The 22,977-nt window shown below is 45.5% G+C and carries 18 protein-coding genes and 1 tRNA gene; all 19 read right to left on the bottom strand.

The window, feature by feature from the left end:
- Positions 1-79: 79 nt before the first annotated feature.
- The 19 genes from HDT28_03275 to HDT28_03185 all read right to left on the bottom strand — a co-directional run bounded on the left by HDT28_03275 (position 80) and on the right by HDT28_03185 (position 22,902).
- A complete protein-coding gene (locus HDT28_03275) occupies positions 80-4,462 on the bottom strand; it encodes a hypothetical protein (protein MBD5131603.1) in 4,383 nt (1,460 codons plus the stop codon).
- 250 nt (positions 4,463-4,712) lie between these two features.
- On the bottom strand, positions 4,713-5,486 hold the full coding sequence (locus tag HDT28_03270) for a hypothetical protein (protein ID MBD5131602.1): 774 nt from the start codon (positions 5,484-5,486) through the stop codon (positions 4,713-4,715).
- A gap of 44 nt (positions 5,487-5,530) precedes the next feature.
- The gene (locus HDT28_03265; GenBank protein MBD5131601.1) at positions 5,531-6,805 is read right to left on the bottom strand and encodes a serine dehydratase subunit alpha family protein; all 1,275 of its coding nucleotides are present in this window, start codon (positions 6,803-6,805) and stop codon (positions 5,531-5,533) included.
- Between the two features lie 212 nt (positions 6,806-7,017).
- A complete protein-coding gene (locus HDT28_03260; protein ID MBD5131600.1) occupies positions 7,018-8,256 on the bottom strand; it encodes a hypothetical protein in 1,239 nt (412 codons plus the stop codon).
- A gap of 315 nt (positions 8,257-8,571) precedes the next feature.
- Positions 8,572-8,895: a hypothetical protein gene (locus HDT28_03255; protein ID MBD5131599.1), complete on the bottom strand. Its 324-nt coding sequence runs from the start codon at positions 8,893-8,895 to the stop codon at positions 8,572-8,574.
- Positions 8,896-9,155: 260 nt separating this feature from the next.
- A tRNA-Leu gene (locus tag HDT28_03250) sits at positions 9,156-9,239 on the bottom strand.
- A gap of 81 nt (positions 9,240-9,320) precedes the next feature.
- Positions 9,321-9,941 (bottom strand): hypothetical protein, encoded by a 621-nt coding sequence (locus HDT28_03245; GenBank protein MBD5131598.1) that lies wholly within the window; start codon positions 9,939-9,941, stop codon positions 9,321-9,323.
- Positions 9,931-10,818, bottom strand: a complete 888-nt coding sequence (locus tag HDT28_03240; protein MBD5131597.1) for a UTP--glucose-1-phosphate uridylyltransferase — start codon at positions 10,816-10,818, stop codon at positions 9,931-9,933. The genes HDT28_03245 and HDT28_03240 overlap by 11 nt, the downstream gene beginning before the upstream one ends.
- A gap of 7 nt (positions 10,819-10,825) precedes the next feature.
- Positions 10,826-11,557, bottom strand: coding sequence for a hypothetical protein (locus tag HDT28_03235; protein ID MBD5131596.1), 732 nt, complete (start codon positions 11,555-11,557; stop codon positions 10,826-10,828).
- 26 nt (positions 11,558-11,583) lie between these two features.
- Positions 11,584-12,210, bottom strand: coding sequence for an SAM-dependent methyltransferase (locus tag HDT28_03230; GenBank protein ID MBD5131595.1), 627 nt, complete (start codon positions 12,208-12,210; stop codon positions 11,584-11,586).
- 10 nt (positions 12,211-12,220) lie between these two features.
- Positions 12,221-13,354 carry an RNA polymerase sigma factor RpoD gene (gene rpoD / locus HDT28_03225; protein MBD5131594.1) on the bottom strand — a complete coding sequence of 378 codons (1,134 nt, stop codon included), beginning with the start codon at positions 13,352-13,354 and terminating at the stop codon, positions 12,221-12,223.
- Between the two features lie 198 nt (positions 13,355-13,552).
- The gene (locus tag HDT28_03220) at positions 13,553-15,304 is read right to left on the bottom strand and encodes a DNA primase (protein ID MBD5131593.1); all 1,752 of its coding nucleotides are present in this window, start codon (positions 15,302-15,304) and stop codon (positions 13,553-13,555) included.
- A gap of 29 nt (positions 15,305-15,333) precedes the next feature.
- Entirely contained in the window at positions 15,334-16,326 is a 993-nt protein-coding gene (locus tag HDT28_03215; GenBank protein MBD5131592.1) for a deoxyguanosinetriphosphate triphosphohydrolase, read from the bottom strand.
- Positions 16,327-17,066: 740 nt separating this feature from the next.
- A complete protein-coding gene (locus HDT28_03210) occupies positions 17,067-19,496 on the bottom strand; it encodes an alpha-xylosidase (GenBank protein ID MBD5131591.1) in 2,430 nt (809 codons plus the stop codon).
- Positions 19,497-19,655: 159 nt separating this feature from the next.
- Positions 19,656-20,234 (bottom strand): hypothetical protein, encoded by a 579-nt coding sequence (locus HDT28_03205; protein MBD5131590.1) that lies wholly within the window; start codon positions 20,232-20,234, stop codon positions 19,656-19,658.
- 26 nt (positions 20,235-20,260) lie between these two features.
- Positions 20,261-20,896, bottom strand: a complete 636-nt coding sequence (locus tag HDT28_03200) for a hypothetical protein (protein MBD5131589.1) — start codon at positions 20,894-20,896, stop codon at positions 20,261-20,263.
- Positions 20,897-21,005: 109 nt separating this feature from the next.
- Entirely contained in the window at positions 21,006-21,512 is a 507-nt protein-coding gene (locus tag HDT28_03195; protein ID MBD5131588.1) for a hypothetical protein, read from the bottom strand.
- Position 21,513: 1 nt separating this feature from the next.
- The gene (locus tag HDT28_03190) at positions 21,514-22,122 is read right to left on the bottom strand and encodes a hypothetical protein (GenBank protein ID MBD5131587.1); all 609 of its coding nucleotides are present in this window, start codon (positions 22,120-22,122) and stop codon (positions 21,514-21,516) included.
- 36 nt (positions 22,123-22,158) lie between these two features.
- The gene (locus HDT28_03185; protein ID MBD5131586.1) at positions 22,159-22,902 is read right to left on the bottom strand and encodes a hypothetical protein; all 744 of its coding nucleotides are present in this window, start codon (positions 22,900-22,902) and stop codon (positions 22,159-22,161) included.
- Positions 22,903-22,977: the final 75 nt, after the last annotated feature.

The raw sequence follows: 22,977 nt of genomic DNA, 5'->3' as shown, positions 1-22,977 counted from the left end.
TGTTATATTCTATTTATTTTAACAATTTTACCGATAAGTTGTCAAGTTTATTCACCTTTAATATGGCAAAACTTTTAATTTACTCTTGTCCGTCATTATTCGACCAATCAACGGCGATAAACGTATGTGTTTCGGGATCGATTTTTACGTGTATCGTTTTGCCTCCGAAAGATCCGCCGTTATTGCCGGGATTAGGAGTATAAATCGATCTATCGGTATAAGTTACCGCGATAACCTCTTTTCCGTCTACGGTACCGACGGTTTTGAAGTTAGCGTAGAAAACTCTGCCGTAGGAGTCGATATATAGCGCCGTTTCGTAGCCGTCGAAGTATACGACCGAATTATCTGCGCCTACGTACGCGTTGATCTTTTCGTTGTCCATGATACGGACACAGAGTGTGCCTTTGTCGTCACCCGTGGTGTATATCTTGAACCAGAACCCGACCTCGCCGTCGTTATCGTCAATTCCATAGAACAGGTATAACCCGGAAGTATATGCAATGTAATTACCCTCGACGGTTCCTTTTGTTCCGTTATCGTCATAATGCAAGGTGGCTTTATAAGTACCCGACATAACGATCTTTTCGACGGTAACCTGCTTTTCATCGCCCTCGGAATAACTGAGTGTTACTTTCGTTTCACTTCCCAAGTGCAGTTCGAATACGCCGTAATTGGGATCGGTAAACATTCCGTCGCGCAGGAACAACACCGTTTGAGTTTTGGTCTCGCCGTCTTCGTCAACGTACGTTACGTCTTCCTCAACAAAATAGAAATACGTTCCGGAAGAAGAATTATCAACGAAGAAGTACGTTCCTTTCTCTGCGTCACCTTCGACGTAATCGCCCGTCACGGTGTTATTGGAAGTGCTCGTCGCTCTGTAAGTAAATGTATAATTTGAATAGCCGCCACCCGTAAGCGTACCTATCGCAGTGAAGCTACCCGACGGAGTACGCATATAAACGTATCGACCGACGACAGATCCTATATACCTGCCGAATATCGGCATATTCGTAGATGAGCTCTTACCAACATTGAATATGAACGAAACGTTTGCCGAAGTAAATTCGTAACCTTTAAGCGGTTTTTCATCCTCTGTTTCGGTTGCCTGAACGGTACCGACAGTCGACGTCCAATTATTGGTGTCATCGTCATACGCATAGTATTCCGCGGAATAAGCGTCCTCGCCTGCGGTTTCGCCGGAAATATACAGATAGCTCTTTCCGTCGGCATTATCCATCCAATAACCGGCAATGTCGGTTACTTCTTTGAACGATTTGGAGTTGCCTGAGCCGGTGATTTTAAGCGTTTTGGTACCCGCGTCGTCCTCGTTGGCATAAGTGATCTTAACTATGTCGCCGCGAATCGTGCAGTTACCTTCGTACTTAGTGGTCTTATCACCGACTTTCAAAGTATAAGTTGCAACGTTATCCGCTTCGTTTATAACAAGCGTGCTCACTCCGTCGGCAGCAGTAATTGTTTCGCTAGCTTCGCTGATAAAGAAGCACGTTCCGTCGCCTACCGCTCTGAGATAGAAGTCGAAGACATGATACTCTTTGGCAAGTCCGATAAACGAAACGCTGCTGTACGTACCGACTTGTTCGTTATACGTGCCCTTGGTTTCTCCGTCCCAAGTTACCGAACCGATCGATACTACGTGGAAGGTGTTGGAATAGAGAATGCAGAGCATAGCCACGTTGTTATCGAATATAATGATTTTAAGCGTGGTATCGGCGTTTCCGGAATAATATTCCGCGGAATACCGCTCATAAGTTTTTCCGTCGCCGTTGGCGTTGATATACGTTATAACCTTTTGGGTAGACAATCTATAATTAACGTAGAGCGAAATACGGTTAACGCCAACGCTATTATCGTAAATATATCTTACGGTTTCTTCCTTTTCCTCGGACAGTACGTCATTGGTCACTTTGTAAACGTAGCTGTATCCGTCAAGCTCATAAATATTTTCATTACCTAAGTCGTCGGTATAGGAAATTCTGATTCCAGATTGATTGTCGCCTATGTCGGTAACGCCGATATAAGTTAAATCTAATTCTTCGTCCTCGACAAATATGAACTTGAAGTTTACGAAGTTGGTTATGTCAAGCGCCGCTTGGCGGTTAAACATATAATAGTAGCTTAAGTAAACGTTATACCACGCGTTATTGTTCTCGTAGCTCTCGTCTGCCGTGAAAACATACTCGGCGGGAGTTACGTTGCCGTCGGCGTCTTCTCCCGCAGGAGTGACCAATTTATAGTCGCCCGAGAACTGCTCGTAATATTCCAAACCGACTTGACCGTAGAAGGTATCGGTATAAATAGGCAATAAGAATACGAACGACGCTTTTCCGTTATTATCTATACGGAAACGGTAAAATCCGCGCGGGCCGAACGTATTTTCCAAACCGAGAATATAATACTGACCGCAAATTGGTTCGAGCGGTTCGAATACGGTGTACTCGCCTTCGGCGTCGATTTCGAACTGCTTGGAGTCGCCCGTCTTAGGCGTGATGGTAAGTATGCCAGAATAGCGGTCGTAAACGTACGTTCCCGAAAGAACTATCTTTCCGTTCTGATAATACTTAGCGCTGTTTTCGTCGACGCTGTAATTTTCAAGCACTATTTTATCGCCGTCGGTATCAACGCTGCCGTTTTCGGCAGGCTTAGCGTAAATCGTTTGACCGAAGCTTTCTATATAAACGCGCTTATAAGTTTCCGTATTGCCGTCCGTGTCGGGCTCGGTGGTATAATCGCCCTCTCTGAGCGAGCACAGCTCGTGACGAACGGTATTGTTACGCGAGCTGAATACATACAGATCGATCTCGTTGCTGTTAGCCGTGAAGTTGTAGTATGCGGAAAAGCCTGTGGTGGCATAGCCGTTCATGGAGTCGTTAAAGCCGTACACGTACATGGCCGCTTCTCCGTAGCCGTCAAGGAACAGCGTATACGAGCCGTCCACGTAACCGGTTTGAAGAAGGTTTTGCCATTCGCCGTATTCCTTGCCGCGGATCTCGAAAATCGCTTGGCCGGGGTTTTGATATGCGCCGGACGCGCTGTTAATACGGAAGAAGAAGCTCTCTTGTTCGGAAGTGAATTTAAGCGAGTTCTCGCCCTCAACGTACTCGAACGAACCGCTGTAAGTATTGCCGTTCTTGGTATATACCGCACTCTTGCCATCCGCCTTTATTTCCAACGTAACGCTATTCGAAGTTTGTCCGTTCGAATCCATAAGCTTATAGACCGAAGCGGTTTTATCTATATAGGAATATTTTCCGGAGCTAATCGAAGCGATACCGCGAAGAACTGTCGTCGTATCGTTAGCGAACGTGAATACGCCGCTGGCTACGTCGTACGCACCCTTAATATCGTTTTGGAGCGAGTAGCGTTCGAGGTACGCAACGTCCTTTTCGTCCTCGTCCTTCATTATATATATACGGTCGCGGCTCTCGCCGCTTGCGTCGGTAAGGGCTTCCACCCATACAGCATAGAGCGAAGTAACCTTTGTTATCGCGAACTTATTTCCTTTTACAGGACGGTAAACGACAGCGCCAGTTGCGGAAGTCGCCCAGCCCTGGAAGCGGTAACCGTCGGCGCTGAACTCGCACTCGGGAACAGGATACTCTATTCCGTGCGCATGGAATTCCGTTGCCATTTCGCCGTCTACCGTTACGTCGGACGGAAGGTTGGCGTAGAATTTAACCGAATATTCATCGAGATCGTAGTAAAGATTGAATACGTTTTCCGACGCTACTGCGGAGAGAGCTTTTGTCGTATCGCTGCTGCCCGCTTTGTCGTCTTTGTAGCGATAACCGTCGATCGTGGGAATCGAGCCGATCGCCTCGCCTACGTAGCCCTTCAATTCTTCCTTCTTTAACTCGTACTCGGTGCTATTAAGACCCTTTTGCCTATACGTGTTTACAGTATAGCCTACGTAATACTTAGCGTTAATAGTAAGATCGTTGGTAGGCATAGTGTACGACAAACCTTTTCTAAGTGCGTTGTTACCATAGAACCACGCGGCGAATTCAAGTCCACTGCTCGGGGTGGGCTCTATGTCCGCTACGAGCGAATAAAGGTTTGCACCCGCCGTGACGGTGAGCTCGGTTTTATCTTCCGCAAGCGTGCCGTACTGACCCGCGTTAAGGGTAAGCGTGTAACACCTGCTGTACTGCGCATAATAAACCAAGTTGTTCGCGGGCATGGTCGAAACGACAGAAACCACCTGACCCTTTTCTGTCACGCTCCAACCGTCGAATACATAGCCTTCTCTCGACGGGTCCTCGGGCAAAGAAACTTCGTCGCCCTCGGAATACTCCGCAGTGCTGTATGTAGACGATCCGTTCATAAACGTAATCGTATACTTGGCGTCACTTTCGCCGCCGTCGCAGGCGACAACGGTAAACGCCACCGCCATAACTGCGATCGCAAACGCGATTACGTATAAGAGTTTTCTAAACTTTTTCATGCTTACCTCTTTTGGGTTGTTCGACGTCCAACTTAGTTGAAAAGACGAATTTTTTATATGACGATATCGGCCTTGGAGACTCCCTTGTCTTTTTACCAAAACCGATACTCTCTTATAGTATACCCCTTTATACTGTAATTGTCAAACATATATATCTTTTTACAGCCATTTTTTCCAAAGATTTTTACCTATTGTTGCCTTAAATACGGAGTTACGCTATATATTGTATCTTATTAAACTGTTAAACCGACTAAAAACCCATGTCGGCAAGCTCTTTACATATATCGTAATAGAACGAGTATATCAGCTCTTTCTTTTTCTTGGGAACGAAGAAATCCACGATTTGACTGTGCGATACAGAGTCGGACGTACAATTGCCGCGGTAGTTTTCGAAAACCGTGGAATACACGGGAACGAGCCCGTCGCTCTCGCTCTTTTCGAAATATCCCGAAAACATGAGCGGAATGCCCATGACGAAATCGTCTTTAGCTTTCTTCATAGTCGTGGAAAAGCTCTGACAGTAAACCTTGTCAGAAAACGACGAAGTATCTATATCCTCTCGCTGACGCAATTGATCGCAAACAGTATAAGCGTCGGGATGCTTGTCGCCGAAAATACGATACCAAAAATTAACCCAAAACGCTACAAACTTCAAAATGAACTTGGGAAGCTTCATGATTTTGGTTGCAATCGGAGAGCCTTTATGCGGCGTACATAAGGTGGTAAGCGAAGCCACATTATCTTCCATTTGCAATTCTTTTATTAAATATTTACAATCGAGCCCGCCCTTTGAATGCGCTATAAGATTGATCTTTTCGGCGTTCTCTTTCTCTAAGATTTCCAATATTTGCGCCTTGAGCTGCGCGGCGTTGTTTTCTATCGTGCCGAACCCGTCATGCTTGCCGATATGAACGCAATATCCCTGCGCTTTAAGATTTTTACCGATTTTACCGAACGCCCTGAAAATTTTATTTTCCTTTAAGACTATTCCGTGAACGAGTAGTATGGGATATTTGGTTTGCACCGTGCACTCTCCTTGCCCGACAAAAATCGACCGACGATAAACAATCAATCCAAATTTTTTATCATGAGTCTGATTATTTCTTCGTCCGTTTCCTTCATGCCGACGCGCGCGAGATCGCCTACGTTATCGATCGTGCTCTCGACGCCACTTTCGAGAATGCCGTCACCACCACGGAAGCAGCAGCCTTTTCTCGTCATTTCCATGCCCGTCAGTCCCGCATCGACGGCGGAAGCGATCTTTGCCGCACAACTCGACTTTGCGCCGTCGCAAATAAGCCCCGATGTTATCGCAAGCGCATTGGTTATCGTTTTGGATATATCTTCGTATCCGCCGCCGAAAAGATAACTTATCCCCGCGCCCGCACCTGCGCCCGCGCTGACCGCACCGCAATATGCGGAAAGCCTGCCTATGCCCGTTTTTAGATGTATCGTAACAAGATCGGACAGTGTGACGGCGCGCAAAAGCTTTTCGCGTGAAACGCCGAGGTGATTTGCATAAACTACGACGGGAAGCGAAGCTGTCATACCCTGATTACCGCTACCCGAAACTATTACTACCGGTAATGAGCAACCGTTCATGCGCGCGTCCGAACCCGCCGCCGCAGTCGCTTTGGCACGGATATTAACGCCGTCGCCGAACGCGGAAAGCAAGATTTTGCCTATCCTCGCGCCGTAATCGTTGGTCAAGCCCTCGTTCGCGATCGCGGAATTATAATCTATTTGGCGCGTAACAAGCTGTTCGACATCTTTAATATCGACCGTATCGGCAAACTCGATAATATCTTTAACGTTAAGAACCGTTCTGTCCGTAAGATCATCGGCTACGTATTCTTCTCTGATGCATTCCTGCTTTTCGCCGTTCTTTTCTATTTCCACTACGTTGGTATGATACCCTTCTATCCGCACGAACGCATTATCTTTGCCCGAAAAAACGGTCACGCCTATATCGAAAACACAGCCGGACTGCGAATGATTTACTTTGAACTCACAGCTGTTTAGATATTCCGAAATCTCCGCCTGCTCGGATTTAGTAATGCCTTCGAGCGCTTGCAGCTTTTTATCGGCTTTACCGGCAATAATCCCTGCCGCGGCAGCCGCGGCTATTCCTTTAAGCCCGCCTGTGTTGGGAACAATTACGCTTTTAACGTTTTTAAGTATATTTCCGCTTACGCTGATTTCCACTCTTTCGGGAACGGCGCCCAACGTCTTGCGCGCAAGCGCGGCGGCATACGCCACCGAAATAGGCTCAGTACAACCCATAGCCGGCAAAAGTTCTTCTTTAAGTATAGCTAAATAGCTTTTGTATAAGGTTTTATCCATACGATAAGAATAAACCAAAAAACGCATTTTGTCAAGTATAAACAAAATCCGACACGACAAAAGCATTGATATACCGGTGCTTTTAACTAATACGTTTTAAATCAAAATAAAAATCGATACGAGTAAATCGTATCGATTTTTTGTGTTTAATACCCGAAAAGGATGATATAAAAAATAAATTGGCCACGACAATTTATGGGGTTAAACCAAACCTATTGCGCCATTCTACGAATATTATCCATAATAACATCTATTTCGGATTTTTGGCTTTCATTAGTAAGATCTTTCTTTATATCACTAAGCAAAGATAAAGCATAATAATTGGGCTTGACTTGATGTAGTTCACTTCGTACCCTTTCATTATTCATAAATAATTTAGCAATACTCACTTTTTGCTTAGCTGAAACAGAAAAGATAAATTCATTCAAAATAGAATAAGCCTCAGACCTTCCCCAATAATTACCGCACCAAACACATAATATTTCTTGATATACCTCAGTAAAAGCACTACTAGGCACTCCTATTCCTACCTGCTTTAGCCCTAAACTAGCAGAATTTTCTAATGCCCATCCATATGCCGTATCTTTTGCGCGAGCCAAATTTTTTGCCAATTTTCGAAATATAGCAGCTCTAGTTATTTCTGGAATAAACTTTATTCCTTGGACCTTTAATAATATATCATATAAACGTTCTGAAGCTCCACTATCTAAACTCTTATCAAGTGATGGATCAAAATTGAATTTATAAATTTTCATACCCATATCACTTTTTTGTTCGTCAGTAGCTTTATCCCATATTGTTTGAAACAATTCCAATACATTAGAATATTCAGGATTTTTCCCTGAACATATTACATCAACCGCGTATCCAAATATAGTTCTAATATCTTTATTAGAAAAAGCATTAATTTGCTCTTTAAATAATTCAATTTGGTCAGCTGTTAACGAATTTAGTTTAATAGGCTCAATTAGTGTTACTGGCGAGTGCGCAGGATCCGGCAATTGACAGTCGAACAAATTGACCTTTAAAATTGCAACCAACCCAAAAACATCCTCTTTAGTAACACACTCATCACTATCGTGTGCGGGAGAAGCATGGTTCCTCATCCAATTAATCATTTCTAGAGCCTTACCTGCTTTTTTGTTTAGCACCCCAGCTTGTACTGCACCATTGATTAACACCTCATCATCTATTCCCGCCCATCGTTCGGAAAGTGAATCTCCATCTTTTTTATATGTTTTTCTACCTGACAAAGATGAAATAGAAGATAAAAATATATCTATACTAAAAGCTTCTATCCTTCTTCTCAAGTTATGGATACTAGAATTCCAAACTTCAAGCAATGCATGTTCAGGGTATTCCAAACCTATTAGCTCAGCAGCTTTTTTTAACATTATAAACTCATTTTCATCTGCAGTAGCAAAAGTGGAAATTTCATTGTTTGCCAACATAACAACATCATAACTCATAAGTAGCCTCATTATAGTAAAATTGATAATAAATTAATTGTAAATTGTTTTTATAATGCTTTTGCAATAATCATTTTAGATAACTCATACCTCTTTTCGGGAGATAACCAAGTTATAAAATCTATCGCTATTTCATGATGGGCGAAAGTCCATCCACCTACCTTGCTTAGACATCAATCCTTTGGCATTCGTATTTGCAATCCATATTTTAGCAGTCAGCGTAAACGAAGGCTCTTTCGTCTTATCGATTAACTTTTTAGCATCTTCAAGATTAAAAATAGGATTATGTTCATTCTCCTACAAACAAAGCAATTCTAATGTATTTACATTACTTAACCAAGATTGTATAATATAACTCGAATTAGATTCGTCCTTCTTTTTAGCTATTTCCGTTAACGAATAAGTTGATTTATCTTTATATTCCAAATGTTTTAAATCCATTAAAAGTTGAGCATAAGGTCTATTCGTTTCTAAATATTTTTGAATGCTTTTTCTTGCATTTTCAAGCGTGTATTCGAATGTTTCATCACATATAGAAGACTCTACTTGTAATTCTTGTACTGTCCGTTCTATGTTGTCTAAATATTCGGCGACTGCATCATCATAAATCTCTAAATCCATAATAATAATACCTCTTCATAATGATTATAGCATATTTGCCAACAAAAAGAAAGCATATCATATAAGTTGCATATTTTTATATTTAAATTATTTTTTACTTACACTAATACATTATTATTTTTATGTTTATCATTAAGACTATAATTAATCAGTCTAGCTAACCCAATTTATATGTTTATTCTACTATATTTTTAGGTTTTAAGCTATAAATAGCAAAAAAGTCGTATTTGTCTTTCGACAAATTACGACTTTTTTGCTATTGGTGCGGTCGACAGGACTTGAACCTGCACGGAGTTACCACAAGATCCTTAGTCTTGCGCGTCTGCCAATTCCGCCACGACCGCATTCGAGTGTTATTATACTTTATTTTTATTTGTTTGTCAACTCATTACACGCGGTTTTTATTATATATTATAAAAAATTATTTATTCAAACGCCGCTATTCTTTTGAGCGTTTCATCAGACAGCACGTTTTCCCAGCTCATCTCAGCATTCGCTGTAAGGCGCAAAAATTCCAGCTCGTAGTCGATACTGTGCGCTTTATTGTACTTTCCGTCGAAAGTTCCGACGCCAACACGTATACCGCGCCGCACCGCCGCCGTCACCGGCGCAAATCCGTGACCGTAGCCGGCGTCAGTCGTCGGCAATAAAATAAGCGGGACGCTCTCCTGCGCCATAAGGTCAAGATCGTCGTTGTCCAAACACACGCCGCCAACAATCGTGCAATTGCCGAGCACTCCCATTTTATGCAAAAGCATTATCGGCGAAAGCTTATACTTTGCTTCGATTTTTCCCGCTTCATCAAGATCGAAAGACGCGCGCACCACCGCTTTGCAATTCGCGGTCATTATCCTATCGCAAGCAAGAACAAACAGCTCCTCGTCGAGCATATCGTTAAGATAAATATCGCCGATTATACTATCCGTCGCAAAATCTTGGTTAAGAACGACAAACCCGTCTTTATTTATTACCTCGGTGGTAAAAACTTTATCACAGTATTTTTTTGCAGTTAAAGCATTCGCCGTGCAAAGCGCGTTAATAGTCATTTTCGAGAACCGACCTCAAATACGCGGTAAACTTATCTTTCATATCAGGGCGTGACATCGCAAAGTCTACGGTTGCTGTCAGCGCGCCGAACTTGTCGCCCATGTCGTACCGCCGCCCCGCAAAGTCGTAGGCGTAAGCCTTATGGTCTTTCATCATCTCACAAAGCGCGTCGGTCAAGCCGATTTCGCCGTTGACCTCTTTCACCTGCTCAATACGTTCGTATATTTCGGGCGTGAGTACGTACCTGCCGAATGCGGCATACAAAGACGGAGGATTGCTCTTGGGTTTTTCGACTAAGCCGTCACACCATATCGCCTTATCCTCAATATGAGTGGGGCGCATAATTCCGTACTTATAAGTTTCGCTTTCGAGCACCTTTTGCACTCCGACGATAGCAGCCGGGACGGAAGAATACGCGTCGACAAGCTGTTTGGCTACGGGCGTTTCGGCAACGATCAAATCGTCGCCGTTACTCATAACGAACGGATCGTTCCCAGTGAACTCCCGCGCGCACATAACGGCGTCGCCGCTTCCGCGCGGTTCTTTTTGCAAGCCGAACCGTATTTCGGCGCGCTTGCCAATATGCCTTATGGTTTCGAACAGCTCGGGCTTGTTTTTAAGCGCTTTTTCGAGCCGTGCGTTGTCCGTAAAATATTGCTTGATAGCTTCCTTGCCGGGACCTAAAATTATAAGAATTTGGTCTATACCGCTGCTTGCCAGCTCGTCTACGATATACGACAGCACGGGCGTATCGATTATGGGCAAAATTTCCTTGGGTATAGCCTTTGTTGCCGGCAAAAATCTAGTGCCGAGCCCACCGCACGGGATTATAGCCTTGTGTATCGTTTTCACGGTTATTCTCTCCGATTTTTTTATTATGTTATTACTTAAAGTTGACAATTATACGGTGACAGTTATCGCACCTGCACCAGCCCTGATTCGCTATCGTCGCGTTACCCGATTGCGGAAGTCCGAGTCCGCAGCCGCCGCAGTTAAACGCATTCTTTTTCTCGTCCCCGGCGGCAGGCACGACAGGCGGAAACTTATTGTCCGCAACAAGTTTTTCATACTCTGCGAAAAGCTTGGGATCGAGCTCCTTTTTAATAGCGTCGAGGCTCGCTTGAAGCGACGAGATAAGATCTGCCTTAGAACCTAAAAGCTTATTGTATTTCTCTTTGGCTTCGGCGAACTTTTGCTGAGCCGCCTTGCCTGTTTTGAGCGCGTCGGCACGCTTGTTGCAAACCGCCTTGGACTTTTCCTCGGTATCGTGAAGCTTCTTCTCGGCGGAAGCAAACTTTTGCCTGAGGCTGTCAAGCTTTCTTATGCGCGCTTCGAGCTCCTCGTCGCTGACCTCGTCCATACTGCCGAGCTCGTTGAACAGCTTCTCGGTTTCGTCAATGTAAGATTGAAGATCGGCGTAGCTGTCGAGAATAGTTCCCGCCTGCGCTTCGCAGTCATCAATAGTCTGTTTCGCATCGTTGAAAGCGCGCCTGCTTCTGTTCATGACAATGCGCGACTCGTCCTTGCCAAGCTGATCATTGAGCTTGCGCAGTTCGATATCTTTCTTTTGGTATTCGAGTAGTTTTTGAAGCTTTTGCTTGACCTGTTCGTCCATGACACTCTCCTTATATGTAGCCGAAGTTATATTTGTTCGCCTTGAAGCGATAGTGCGGCGACGATTTTACTCAGCCTTTCGGCGTTCCTATCGGGCGCTACCGCATAAGTTTTATATAATTTTTTAAGGCGTTTTACAGTGATTTCGTTGCGGCGCGATACGTTTACGCCGAATAGTGTTTGAAGTTCGTCGAGCTCGCGCACACCGAGCGTTTTATCGAGCCGACCGCGAATGACCGAATAAAACTTGCCGTTGTCCTCTACGTCCTCGTCGCAGTCAATGCCGTAACCGAGTGACGTGAGCGTTTTTCGAACGCAGTCCGCGTCGCGATGCGGGCAAGTGACGACCGTTGACGGAAGCGCAGACGCTGCGGTCAAAATTTTTGATATGAGCAGTCCGCCCATGCCTGCGATGACCGCCTCGTCGCAATCGTATTTAATTCCGTCGCAGCAAACGAATCTAACGTTCTCTGTATCAGCAAGCAATGCCCGCGCCTTGTTTAAGCACGCGTCGCTTATATCCGAAGCGATAACCGTTTGCGCAAGTCCATTGTCCGCGCAGTATTTGGCAATAAGCGCGTGGTCGCAGCCTACGTCGGCAATCACGGCGGCGGGCAGTATTTGCTTTTTTATCTCGTCGAGCCGACCGTTCATCGGTATGCGATTACCTATCGGTAAACTCTTTGAGCCGCTTCGACCGGTTGGGGTGACGAAGCTTTCTGAGCGCTTTCGCTTCGATCTGACGGATACGCTCGCGGGTAACGCCGAACTCCTTACCTACGTCTTCGAGCGTGCGCGGATGCGCGTCGTCGAGCCCGTACCTTAAACGGATGACCATTTCCTCGCGCGGCGTAAGCGTGTTAAGCACCGCGGCGAGCTGCTCGCGCAGCATTCCCGCTTCCGCAAAGTCCTGCGGTGCTTTGGACTTTTCGTCCTCCAAGAAGTCGCCAAGATGGCTGTCTTCTTCCTCGCCGACGGGCATTTCGAGCGAAACGGGGTCCTGACTGATACGCTGAATTTCCATAACGCGCTCGACGGGCAGATCCATTTCCTCGGCAAGCTCCTCCGGAGTGGGGTCGCGCCCGAGCTTTTGCACGAGTATGCGGTTGGTGCGCGCAAGCTTGTTGATCGTTTCCACCATGTGCACGGGGATACGGATGGTGCGCGCTTGATCGGCTATCGCACGAGTGATCGCCTGACGTATCCACCACGTGGCGTACGTCGAGAACCTGAATCCTTTGGTATAATCGAACTTTTCGACCGCTTTCATAAGACCGAGGTTGCCCTCTTGAATAAGGTCGAGAAGCTGCATGCCGCGCCCCACGTAACGCTTGGCTATGGCAACGACGAGCCTGAGGTTGGCTTCGGTGAGCCGTTTTTTGGCGTCCTCGTCGCCGTCGGACATACGCTTGGCAAGCTCGGTTTCCTCGTCTGCGTTGAGCAGCGGAATTTTACCTATATCTTTAAGAAAGACCTTTACGGGATCGTCCGTACCGACTTCGCCGCCGATAAGGCTCTCGATATTTTTGAGCTCGGTCGTTTTGACCTGACCGTCCGTGATCTCGATATCGCTGTCGCGGATAATGCGCATAGCTTCTTCGAGCTGCTGCGCGTCAGCGCCGCATTCGATAGTGAGCCGCTCGCCTATCTCTACGTTGGATACGAACCCGCGCGTCTTGCCGATCGAAATAAGCTTTGTCAGCGCGTTGTTCATTTTGGAAGTAAGTATGGGCGCACGCTTGCCGTCTTTGAGTATGGTTACGTTTTTCTCCTCGAAAAATTGAAGCGCGTAATCCATATCGTCCGCGCCCGCGCGAAGCTCGGTAAGCTTTTCCACGATAGCGTCGTACTCGACTGCGCCGTCCTTGGCGGACTTGAAAATTCCGTCGAGCGCGGCGGTGATCTCCGCGGACGGTGCGTACGACGCGGCGGTTACGGGCGTCGTTACTTCCTGAACGGTCTTTGATCCTTTGTTCTTATCTCTCATGTGATCTCCTTAACTGCGGTATTTGTTTAGCTTACTGCGTTCGGCGGACAGTTTTCCGATCTGCGGAATGATAACTCCCTTGTCGCCCGTTTTAAGCATTTCGTTGAGCCTGTCTATCTCGCGGTCCAGTACTCGCCTGTACAGCTCGCGCTCCACGTCGATAAACTTGCTTTCGCCGTCGCCCGGCAAACCCTTGTATTCGTACAGCTCCCCGACTGCGCCGTCGCTGCCGAACTCGTCGAACAGCTCATTCGGAGTGCGTTCGGGGTGGCGCATACACCAGTCGTACAACCGTCGCGACAGCTCGTCCGGCATTACGCTCGACACGTTGTAGCCGTTCGGCTTGTAGTCGCCGCGAATGAGGCTCGCGAGGTAGAACTTGACCGCTTCGTCGTACTTGACGGGCGCGGCGTTCGGCTCGTCGGGCGGTGGCGGCGCCGTTTGCGTTTGAGCCTTAACGGTCTTTTCGAAATTCGCCTGTCGCATAAGAGCGGTTACCGAAAATCCGGTCAGTTTGGCGATATATTCGAAATACTGTTCTTGCTCAACGGGGTTATCAAGCGCCGTTACGACCTTAGTGCTTTCTATCGCGAACTGCGCGCGCTTATCGGGATCGGTAATATCGAACTTGTTTTTGAGAACGTCTATCTTGTACGCGGTGAGCGGCACGGCTTCATCAAGAAGCTTTTGATAGCCTTGCGCGCCCTCGCGCTTGATGACGTCGTCGGGATCGAGTCCGTCCGGTAAACGCACGACCTTGACCGTGATACCCGTTTCGCGCAGGATATCCAATCCGCGCATGGTTGCTTTCTGCCCTGCGGTATCGCCGTCGTAGCTGATATAAACCAGGTCGCTGTACAGTTTGAGCTGTCTTGCCTGTTTGGTGGTGAGCGCAGTGCCCATGGACGCGACCGCCGTATCGAACCCCGCCTTGTGCAAGGCTATTACGTCCATGTACCCCTCGACCATTACTACGTAGTCTATCGGGGCTTTTTGCTTGCGCTTTTTGAGTAGGTTGATACCGTAAATAACCTTTGACTTATCGAAGATCTCGGTCTGGGTGCTGTTACGGTACTTGGCGAACTGCGCGTCCTTTTCGAGCGTGCGCCCGCCGAACGCCACAACGTTGTTCATGTTGTCGATTATCGGGTAGATCAACCTCTTACCGAAAACGTCGTAATGTCTGCCGTCCTTGTCCTCGGCAATGCCCGCCGCGTGGATCTGCTCGTAGGTATAACCCTTTGACAAGAGATAGTCGAGCATTTCGTTAAAGTCGAGGCTCGCGCCGAGCCCGAACCGCGTTATCATAGCGGGCGTTATTTGTCTGTCGTTTAGATAGTCATTAAAGACCTTGGCGCGCAGATTATTGAGGTTGTCGTGGTAGTGCCGCGCCGCGTCGCGCATGAGATTGTACAGAGTTTCGCGGTGTTTTTTGTCGACGCGCTGAAAGTTTGTTCCCGCCTTGGGCTTGGGCATTTCCAGCCCCGCCTGCTCGGCAAGCATTTTGAGCGCGTCGATAAACTCGATGTTCTCCATCTTCATAACGAAGGAGATGGCGTTGCCGCTCTCTTTGCAGCCGAAGCAGTGAAAGAACTGCTTGTCCGGCGATATCGAGAACGACGGCTGCGTTTCGTGATGAAACGGACAGCACGCCCAGTAAGTATTGCCCTTGCGATCGACGTGAACGTAACGCGATATAAGCGAAATTATGTCGGTCTTGTCGAGCACCTTACCGATGAAATCGGAAAACTCTCTATCCATGCAACTCCTCGTTTGACTTTGGCTAATCTTTACAGCTTGGACCAACTCTGCGGCACGGTCAAGCCCTCGAAAAGGCGCACGGCGTAGTGGTCGGACATTGTGGAAATGTAGTCGCATACGCGGCGCTCGACGGGCTCCGTTTCGTACCTGAACTGTTCGGGCAGCTCGCTCTCGTGCGCACAGAAATACAAGTACAAATACTCTATCATTTTTATGGCTTTCTTCTCTTCCGACTTGGCGAGCGGCGAAGTGTAAACGTTTTGGAACATATACGTTCTCAGCTCGTTCATTGCTGAAGCAAACTCGGGAGTTTGCGCAACCGTATTTTTGCCATAACTCTCGGTAATTATATCGGTTATCATGGACGAAATGCGCTTACTATGCGTGTCGCCGAACACGTCTGTGAACCGTTTGGGAATGTCCGTCGCCTTGATCACCCCACCGCGGATCGCGTCGTCTATATCGTGGTTTATGTATGCAATGCGGTCGGCGAACGCCACAACCTTGCCTTCGAGAGTTGCAGGCGTGCCGCTCGACGTGTGATGAAGTATTCCGTCGCGCACCTCGAACGTAAGGTTCATGCCCTGTCCGTCGTACTCGATAACGTCCACCATTCTAAGCGACTGCTCGTTGTGCGTGAAGTGCGTAAACTTATTTAGCGCGCGCTCGCCCGCGTGCCCGTACGGCGTGTGCCCAAGGTCGTGACCGAGCGCGATCGCCTCGGTAAGATCCTCGTTGAGCCGCAGACACCTGGAAATCGTTCGCGCTATCTGGCTGACTTCGAGCGTATGCGTGAGCCGCGTTCTGTAATGATCGCCCTCGGGCGAAAGGAATACCTGCGTTTTGTGTTTGAGCCGACGGAACGCCTTGCTGTGAATTATGCGGTCGCGGTCGCGCTGAAACTCGGTGCGCATGGGACAGGGTTCGAGCGGTTTAAGCCTCCCCTTACTGTCGCTGTCCTTGCACGCGTACGGTGACAAATACTTTTCTTGAAGCTCGTAAGTTATCGCCTTATAGTCCATAGATGAACGCCACCTCCCGTACAGTTTCTTTTTTGTCGATCAAAAATTTCAAGCAAGCAAAACATTGTCGCTTAAAGTATATAAAACGACTTGCATATCATATCATGCTTTAACTCGATTGTCAACCCTTTTTTAAAAATTTTATTAAATTTTGTTTGACGCTTCTTCTTTTATATATTTTCTATACTTCTTATATAGAAGATTGTCGCCGTCGATATAGGGCGGCATACAAAAAACCTTTTTATCGCCTTTATAGAAATACCATTTTAAGCTCCGATACCTTTTAGACTGTTTATACTCCAAGTCCTTATACTTGTATTCTACTTTCCTACCGATAAAATTTCTATAAACAAACCCGTCGTCTTTGATATCCACTTTCCACACCGACCATGCAATGAACGCAAATAAACCGGGAAATCCGAATATTCCGAAAAATAATATTATAAACGGCCAATCTTCAAATTGAAATAATAAAATATAAATGCTATAAAGCAAGCAAAAACAAAAGCCGAATATCGGTATAACCAAAAAAAACCGTGGAAACCGCAAAACTCTTGGGTTCTTGGGCTTCGTCCCGTATTTTCTACTATATTTATATACAAAAAAATACATCAAAAACAGAAGTATAGGCAACAAGACAAACACTATAATATTTTGAAGGATCTTCATAGCCCACCTCCTTAAAACGCGGCAATCGCCTTTATACAAACAAATTATAAATCACTAAAATTAAAACACAATTAGTCGTTTATTAGATTTTCATTAAGCTTTGCTATTACTATATCGCCAAGCTCGATTTTGTCTATAACCTCATGCAATTCTTTTTCGCTTTTAGCCGCCAGTAACTGTTTATGCCAACGATCCTTATCGTAATTTCCACATTCCGCACGCATAAGCGCGTCTGTCAAGCGCAGCTTGATATTATCAAGCTCGGAATTATTATCGACGGCTACTATCTTATATTTTTTATTTGGATCATAATTTGTTATGACCACAGTAACGTTATCGGCATAGTCTACGGCATTCTCGCATTTTTTACCGTTTACGAAAAGCTCGACGCTGCCGTTATAAATATTCTCGAAAACTATTCTGAGCGTTCTGTTCTTCGGAACTACTTCATCGTCGCCTTTTCCGCTTATATCGAGGGTCACAGTTTTACCGGACTGACTAACCTTAAAATCGGTAAAGTGCTTTTTACCGTTTTCGCCATCTTCGTACAGCGAGTACGCGCCGTCGCCCGAAAACACCTTGACTTCGAGCGTTTGCGGGTTTGCGACCGAATTTCCGCTATCACAAGAAAGTGGCAAGACTGTCCCCGCCTTAGCAAGCACGGGGATGCTGTCCAGCCTACGAAATAAAGTCATTTGCCTGCCGTTTTCGTCTTTTATATCGTATTCTTCCTTGGTGAATACGTCGGTATACTTACCGCGCGGCAACCATACTTTTATTCTAGTAAAGCCGTCGGGATCCTGCGGTGAAATAGCGGGCGCGACGATAAGACCGCCGAACAAATACTGATCACGCGAATTATCGTAGGCGTTCTCGCAATCGGGATATTCGTAATACATGGGCTCGACGAGCGTTTTGCCCTGCTCGTGAGATAAATAATCGGCTGTATACAAAAACGGTATTAGCCCATGACGAAACTTTAAAAACTCCGTAGCGATAAGTCCTACGCCGTTTCCGTAAGCCCAAGGCTCTTTTGATACAACCTTAGCGCACATACTGTGGAGCCTATTTATCGGACTGAAAACGCCGAACTGAACGGAGCGAGCGTAAAGCTCTCCGTCCGTCTTTCCGCCCATGTGCCCGCCTATATCGTGCGACCACCAGCCGTAACCGATATTGCTCGCCGTTGCCGTAAAGTACGGCAAAAACGAAAGCGTATTCCAGGTTATATGCGTATCTCCCGAAAACCCGACGGGATACCTATGCGATCCCACGCCCGCATAGCGCGAAAGTATGATCGGGTTTTCGTTGTTCAAACCGTTATCGAGATAATGATAATGATTGAGCGACCACAACGGATCGAGCCCATCCAAATCGGACTTTGTGCCCTGCTGCCAATCTATCCACCAAAACGCAACACCGTCCTGCTCGTACGGCTTATGTATGCACGAAAAATAATTGTTGATAAACCTATCGTCGGTAACGTCGAAGCGTATCGCTTCCTCGGTAGCGGGATCTTTGCCCATAGCCGTAGCCATGCTTTTATAGTTATCGTCAAAGAAGCGTATCCCGTCCGCCGGATGCACGTTGAGCGTGATTTTTAAGTTTCTGTCGCTTATGCGTTTTAAGAACGCCTTATAATCGGGAAACAAATGCTTATTCCAGCCGTACCCCGTCCAACCGCTCGTACCGCCGTAGAACACAGGATCGCCCTTCGCGGTAATGCCGAACTCATTATCTATATCTGTATAGTGCCAATCCATATCGATAGTCGCGACTGTAAGCGGAATACCTCGCCGCGCAAAGTTATCAAGTACAATCAGGTATTCGCTTTCCGTATACGGATAGTACCTGCTCCACCAATTGCCGAGCGAATAGCGTGGAAGCATGGGCGTGTATCCCGTTATTTCGTAAAGCGCACGCACGGCGCCGCGGTAGTCCTTTCCAAACGCAAAGATATATTCGTCGCTACCGGCGCCGCGCTCTGCGATTATTTTCCCATTATCGTCGAGAGTGAGCGACAAGCCGTCGTCTAGCACGGCCACACCGTTCTTAGAACACACGCCGTTGCCGAGCTTTACTTTACGAGTTAAAAGCTTGGGCTTCCACGCATATTCCTCGGTATCGCCGTCGCAGTTATCGAGCGTGCGGCACGTGCCGAGTAGATTTTGCGAATTGTCTATGGGAATATTCTTGCCGCCGAGCACGACATGGCATTGCTTGCGGTCGGGCTTTAACACGAGCATGACGGCGTTCGTCGATATTACACACTCGCCGTCCGTTTTGTTTACCGAAAAAGATTGCTTCGGCGCATTCCGATACCACACGCATTGGGTAGCATTATCACGCCAAATATGCGCGGTATTGTTTTCCAAACGGAACAACCCCTCACCCAAAACGGTTACGCGGTAATCCTGCCATACGATAATATTCTTCTCGTCCGCCTTGCCGTAGGTCTTGACTATAAGATGCTTATCGAGCATACCTTTTCTCCAAAACATAGAGATTCGATTAAGTATACCATAATAATGCAAAAAACAAAAGCGATATCGACAAAATTTCGACGATACCGCTTATTGATTTGCAGTTTAATTTCAAATTTGGATGTATTAAAATATTTTTAATTGATCCAAATTCAACACACTTTGTGGTTAATATATTTACTCTACCGTACTGATTGTTACACTGATTTTACACGGATGCGGTATACTGCAAGGCTCGCCGTTTTCATCAAACATTTCGTCTAAAGGACTTTTAGACGTTAACGTGATGAATATTTCTTCGTTATCGCAAGATTGCAAAACTTTTATTATAAAATGATTTTCTTTATCCGGATTTTCCGTTATCTCGATTTTGGTTTCGTCATATTCGAATTCAATCGGATAATAATCATTTGTTAAATCTAAATCTATTTCAAGATCAGCAAACCACATATCGTATTCGGTCGACACAGTTAACGTCGCACTTTTTTTGATTTGCCGACCTCTGCCGCCAAAATCGTCAAACACTACTTTACCGTCTCCCCAAAAACATCTATCTACGCCATCTCCATCTTGTATAAAAGTGTCATATGCTAAGTGTATGGGACGACTTACATTCTCTTCAATTTGCGAGTCCTGTTCATTTTCTGTGTGTGAATTATCTACTTGCGAGCCTTGTTGATTTTCTGGCTTCACGCTACAAGCAGAAAGAGAAAATACAAGTATTCCGGTTAACAATATTAACAATAATTTTTTCATACTAACACCTCGCCATATAATAAAATTTAAGATTCGGGTTGGCGAGCGGGATTGATTTTCCCATCATTCCCAAGATCTCTTGGGTCCTGATAGTTTACGGAAGATGAAGCATTATTTGACGCGCCGTCAAGTTGATCGTCGTCTTGTTTTGCCGGCGCATCTAAATTACCATTCGAAAATGGATTAAAGCGGTTTTCATCTTGCTCGCATTTTCGGAATTGTCCGTTATCGTCGACATACATAAAGCCGTCCATATAACTAAAATATATTTTTTTGGCTCCGCGCAGATATTCCAGATCCCCATTGATATGCACGCAATAAATCTTGTTGTTCATAGTTATTACGGTATATCCGTTATCCCCGTCGAGGTCTAAATACATACCGTATTCGTCATCTTCGATTAGGTAAACGGGAGAAGAATACTCTATCGAGGTTGCCGCCCATTCCGTTCCGAATACTTTGTTATATCCAGTGACAATAGACTCTAAGTCCTTGCCGACCGTCTTTAATGCTTGTTCGACTAAAACGAGATTGCTTTTCGACTTGGAGCTTTCCTTATCCGCCGACGCGGAAAGATTAACCGTAGTCAGACAAACTGCAGAGCTTAATGCCACGCACGCCAGCGACGCTATGAAGATTCCATTTCTTACTTTTGTTTTCATCAGTTACCTCCCAAACTGTTGTTTTCACTTAGGTATAACCGATTTATCCGTTTTTGTCCAAAAATTTTAAGAAAAACCCAACAGGCAACATGCCTGTCGGGTTTCTGTTTTACTCAACCGTACTGATTGTTATTGTAACATGCCATATTAAAGGAACAAGATAAGGGTTGCTGCGCTTAACCTCTATTATGGAGGTCATCTCTTCCTCTTCACAAGGCTGCAGCACCTTCAATATAAAATGATCCTTTTTATCCGGATTAGATTCTATCTCGATCTTTGTTTCGTCATATTCGAATTCAACAGGATAATAATATTCTTCATTCGCTAAATCTAAATCTCTTTCGTGCTCAGCAAACCACATATCGTATTCGGTTTGAACGGATAACTCGGCGCTTTTTTGTTTTTGACTTCCGGATGCAAAGTGATCATTAAAATATACTTCTCCGTCTTCCCAAAAGCATTTATCTTCACCGTCTATATCTTGTATTAAAGTGTCAATTGCGGTACACACCGGTTTACTGCCAGGCTGCTCGGGCTGCTCGTCTTTCTTTCCCCCGCATGCAAAACAAGATAACGCAAGTAAACCGACTAATAATACGGATAATAGTTTTTTCATTTTAGCACCTCGCCATATAATAAAATTTAAGATCGGGGTTTGCAGGCGTATTGGGATCAAATATTCGGGATGAAAGGTTCCCACCGTCCGCAACCTCGTAAAAAAACTTATATTCTATTGTAGAATACGTATCGCTTACGCTGGTTTCTTTGCCATATTTATGGTATCCTATTAACGCTACCCCATGATTGCCATACGTGCTGCTACCGGTAATTGCCAAAAAACAACATTTTTTGGAGTAAATTTTTGACGTTACTACGCCTAACGACGGAGCCTCCTCCACCCCTAAATTATTATCGTAAAGGAAATTTGCCACATACTCCATTGTTGCGGGGACGTCTGAAGCGTAATATCCGCTTTCGGGAGTATATCCCTTTTTTAATGCGTAGGAACGTATATTGCTGTATAGTATGGGCATATTTTTTAAATAATTATAATTGGCTATCCATTTATAGCTTCCACGTGAGTCCGAGCCGGACTTAGTTCCTTTTCCATATTCGCTATATAGCGGATCGTTAAGAATGCCCCAAGTTATATCGTCGGTATATATTGAAGAATATGGTACGTCTATAAATCCGCGTTTACCCCAATCCCGCATTACGTTATACATAGCGTTTAAAGAGCAGTTACCATCGCTGTTCCAACCTCATTTATCATATAGTTTAATATAATAACTTGTATGATCTTGAATAGAATACTCAAACCCGGATACAATACCGACGTCCTTTTTATTAAAAGTAAATCCGGGATAACGCGCAGAAACGTACGCGTCGATTTTTCTGGGATCGATTTCCCCATCGTCCCCGGCTCTGATTTGACCCGGATATATTGTAGATGAGGAAGTAAGCGCCAACGCGGCGTTAAAATGGTCGTCGGTTTTTTTTGCAGGCGAATCTACAATCCCGTCCATGAAAATATCTTCTTTATTCTGCTCGTATTTTCGGAATTGCTCGTTATCGTCGATATACATGAACCCGTCCATATAGCTGAAATATATATCGTCAACGTTGCGCAAATATTCCAAATCACCGTTTGTTTCTACACGGTATATCTTTTTATTCGTCGTCATTACGGCATAACCGTTGTCTGCGTCGAGGTCCAAATACATACCGTATTCGTTATCTTCGATTAGGTAAACGGGAGAAGAATATTCTATCCCTGTTGCCGCCCATTCCGTTCCGAATACTTTGTTATATCCAGTGACAATAGACTCCAAGTCATTACCGACCGTTTTCAACGCTTGTTCGACTGGAACGAGATTGTTTTCCGGCTCGGTAATTACCTCATCCGCCAATGCCGAATAATTCCCCGTTGTCAAACACAGCGCGGAGCTTAATGCCACTCCCGCCAACGCTGCCGCTATCACTCCGTTTCTTACTTTTGTTTTCATCTCTTGTCTCCTAATTTTTTATTGATTTCATATAGGTATATACTTCTTTTTGCCTTTCTGTCCAAGGATATAAAA

This window comes from Clostridiales bacterium (assembly GCA_014799665.1).
GTDB lineage: Bacteria > Bacillota > Clostridia > Christensenellales > Pumilibacteraceae > Anaerocaecibacter.
This window is presented reverse-complemented; position numbering and strand designations above follow the sequence as displayed.

What these genes read in the sequence shown, in the direction of transcription:
- HDT28_03275 (MBD5131603.1), bottom strand. Translation starts at nt 4,462, where the DNA reads ATGAAAAAGTTTAGAAAACTCTTATACGTAATCGCGTTTGCGATCGCA.
- HDT28_03265 (MBD5131601.1), bottom strand. Translation starts at nt 6,805, where the DNA reads ATGGATAAAACCTTATACAAAAGCTATTTAGCTATACTTAAAGAAGAA.
- HDT28_03260 (MBD5131600.1), bottom strand. Translation starts at nt 8,256, where the DNA reads ATGTTGGCAAACAATGAAATTTCCACTTTTGCTACTGCAGATGAAAAT.
- HDT28_03255 (MBD5131599.1), bottom strand. Translation starts at nt 8,895, where the DNA reads ATGGATTTAGAGATTTATGATGATGCAGTCGCCGAATATTTAGACAAC.
- HDT28_03245 (MBD5131598.1), bottom strand. Translation starts at nt 9,941, where the DNA reads ATGACTATTAACGCGCTTTGCACGGCGAATGCTTTAACTGCAAAAAAA.
- HDT28_03235 (MBD5131596.1), bottom strand. Translation starts at nt 11,557, where the DNA reads ATGGACGAACAGGTCAAGCAAAAGCTTCAAAAACTACTCGAATACCAA.
- HDT28_03230 (MBD5131595.1), bottom strand. Translation starts at nt 12,210, where the DNA reads ATGAACGGTCGGCTCGACGAGATAAAAAAGCAAATACTGCCCGCCGCC.
- rpoD (MBD5131594.1), bottom strand. Translation starts at nt 13,354, where the DNA reads ATGGATTACGCGCTTCAATTTTTCGAGGAGAAAAACGTAACCATACTC.
- HDT28_03220 (MBD5131593.1), bottom strand. Translation starts at nt 15,304, where the DNA reads ATGGATAGAGAGTTTTCCGATTTCATCGGTAAGGTGCTCGACAAGACC.
- HDT28_03215 (MBD5131592.1), bottom strand. Translation starts at nt 16,326, where the DNA reads ATGGACTATAAGGCGATAACTTACGAGCTTCAAGAAAAGTATTTGTCA.
- HDT28_03210 (MBD5131591.1), bottom strand. Translation starts at nt 19,496, where the DNA reads ATGTTTTGGAGAAAAGGTATGCTCGATAAGCATCTTATAGTCAAGACC.
- HDT28_03205 (MBD5131590.1), bottom strand. Translation starts at nt 20,234, where the DNA reads ATGAAAAAATTATTGTTAATATTGTTAACCGGAATACTTGTATTTTCT.
- HDT28_03200 (MBD5131589.1), bottom strand. Translation starts at nt 20,896, where the DNA reads ATGAAAACAAAAGTAAGAAATGGAATCTTCATAGCGTCGCTGGCGTGC.
- HDT28_03195 (MBD5131588.1), bottom strand. Translation starts at nt 21,512, where the DNA reads ATGAAAAAACTATTATCCGTATTATTAGTCGGTTTACTTGCGTTATCT.
- HDT28_03190 (MBD5131587.1), bottom strand. Translation starts at nt 22,122, where the DNA reads ATGTATAACGTAATGCGGGATTGGGGTAAACGCGGATTTATAGACGTA.
- HDT28_03185 (MBD5131586.1), bottom strand. Translation starts at nt 22,902, where the DNA reads ATGAAAACAAAAGTAAGAAACGGAGTGATAGCGGCAGCGTTGGCGGGA.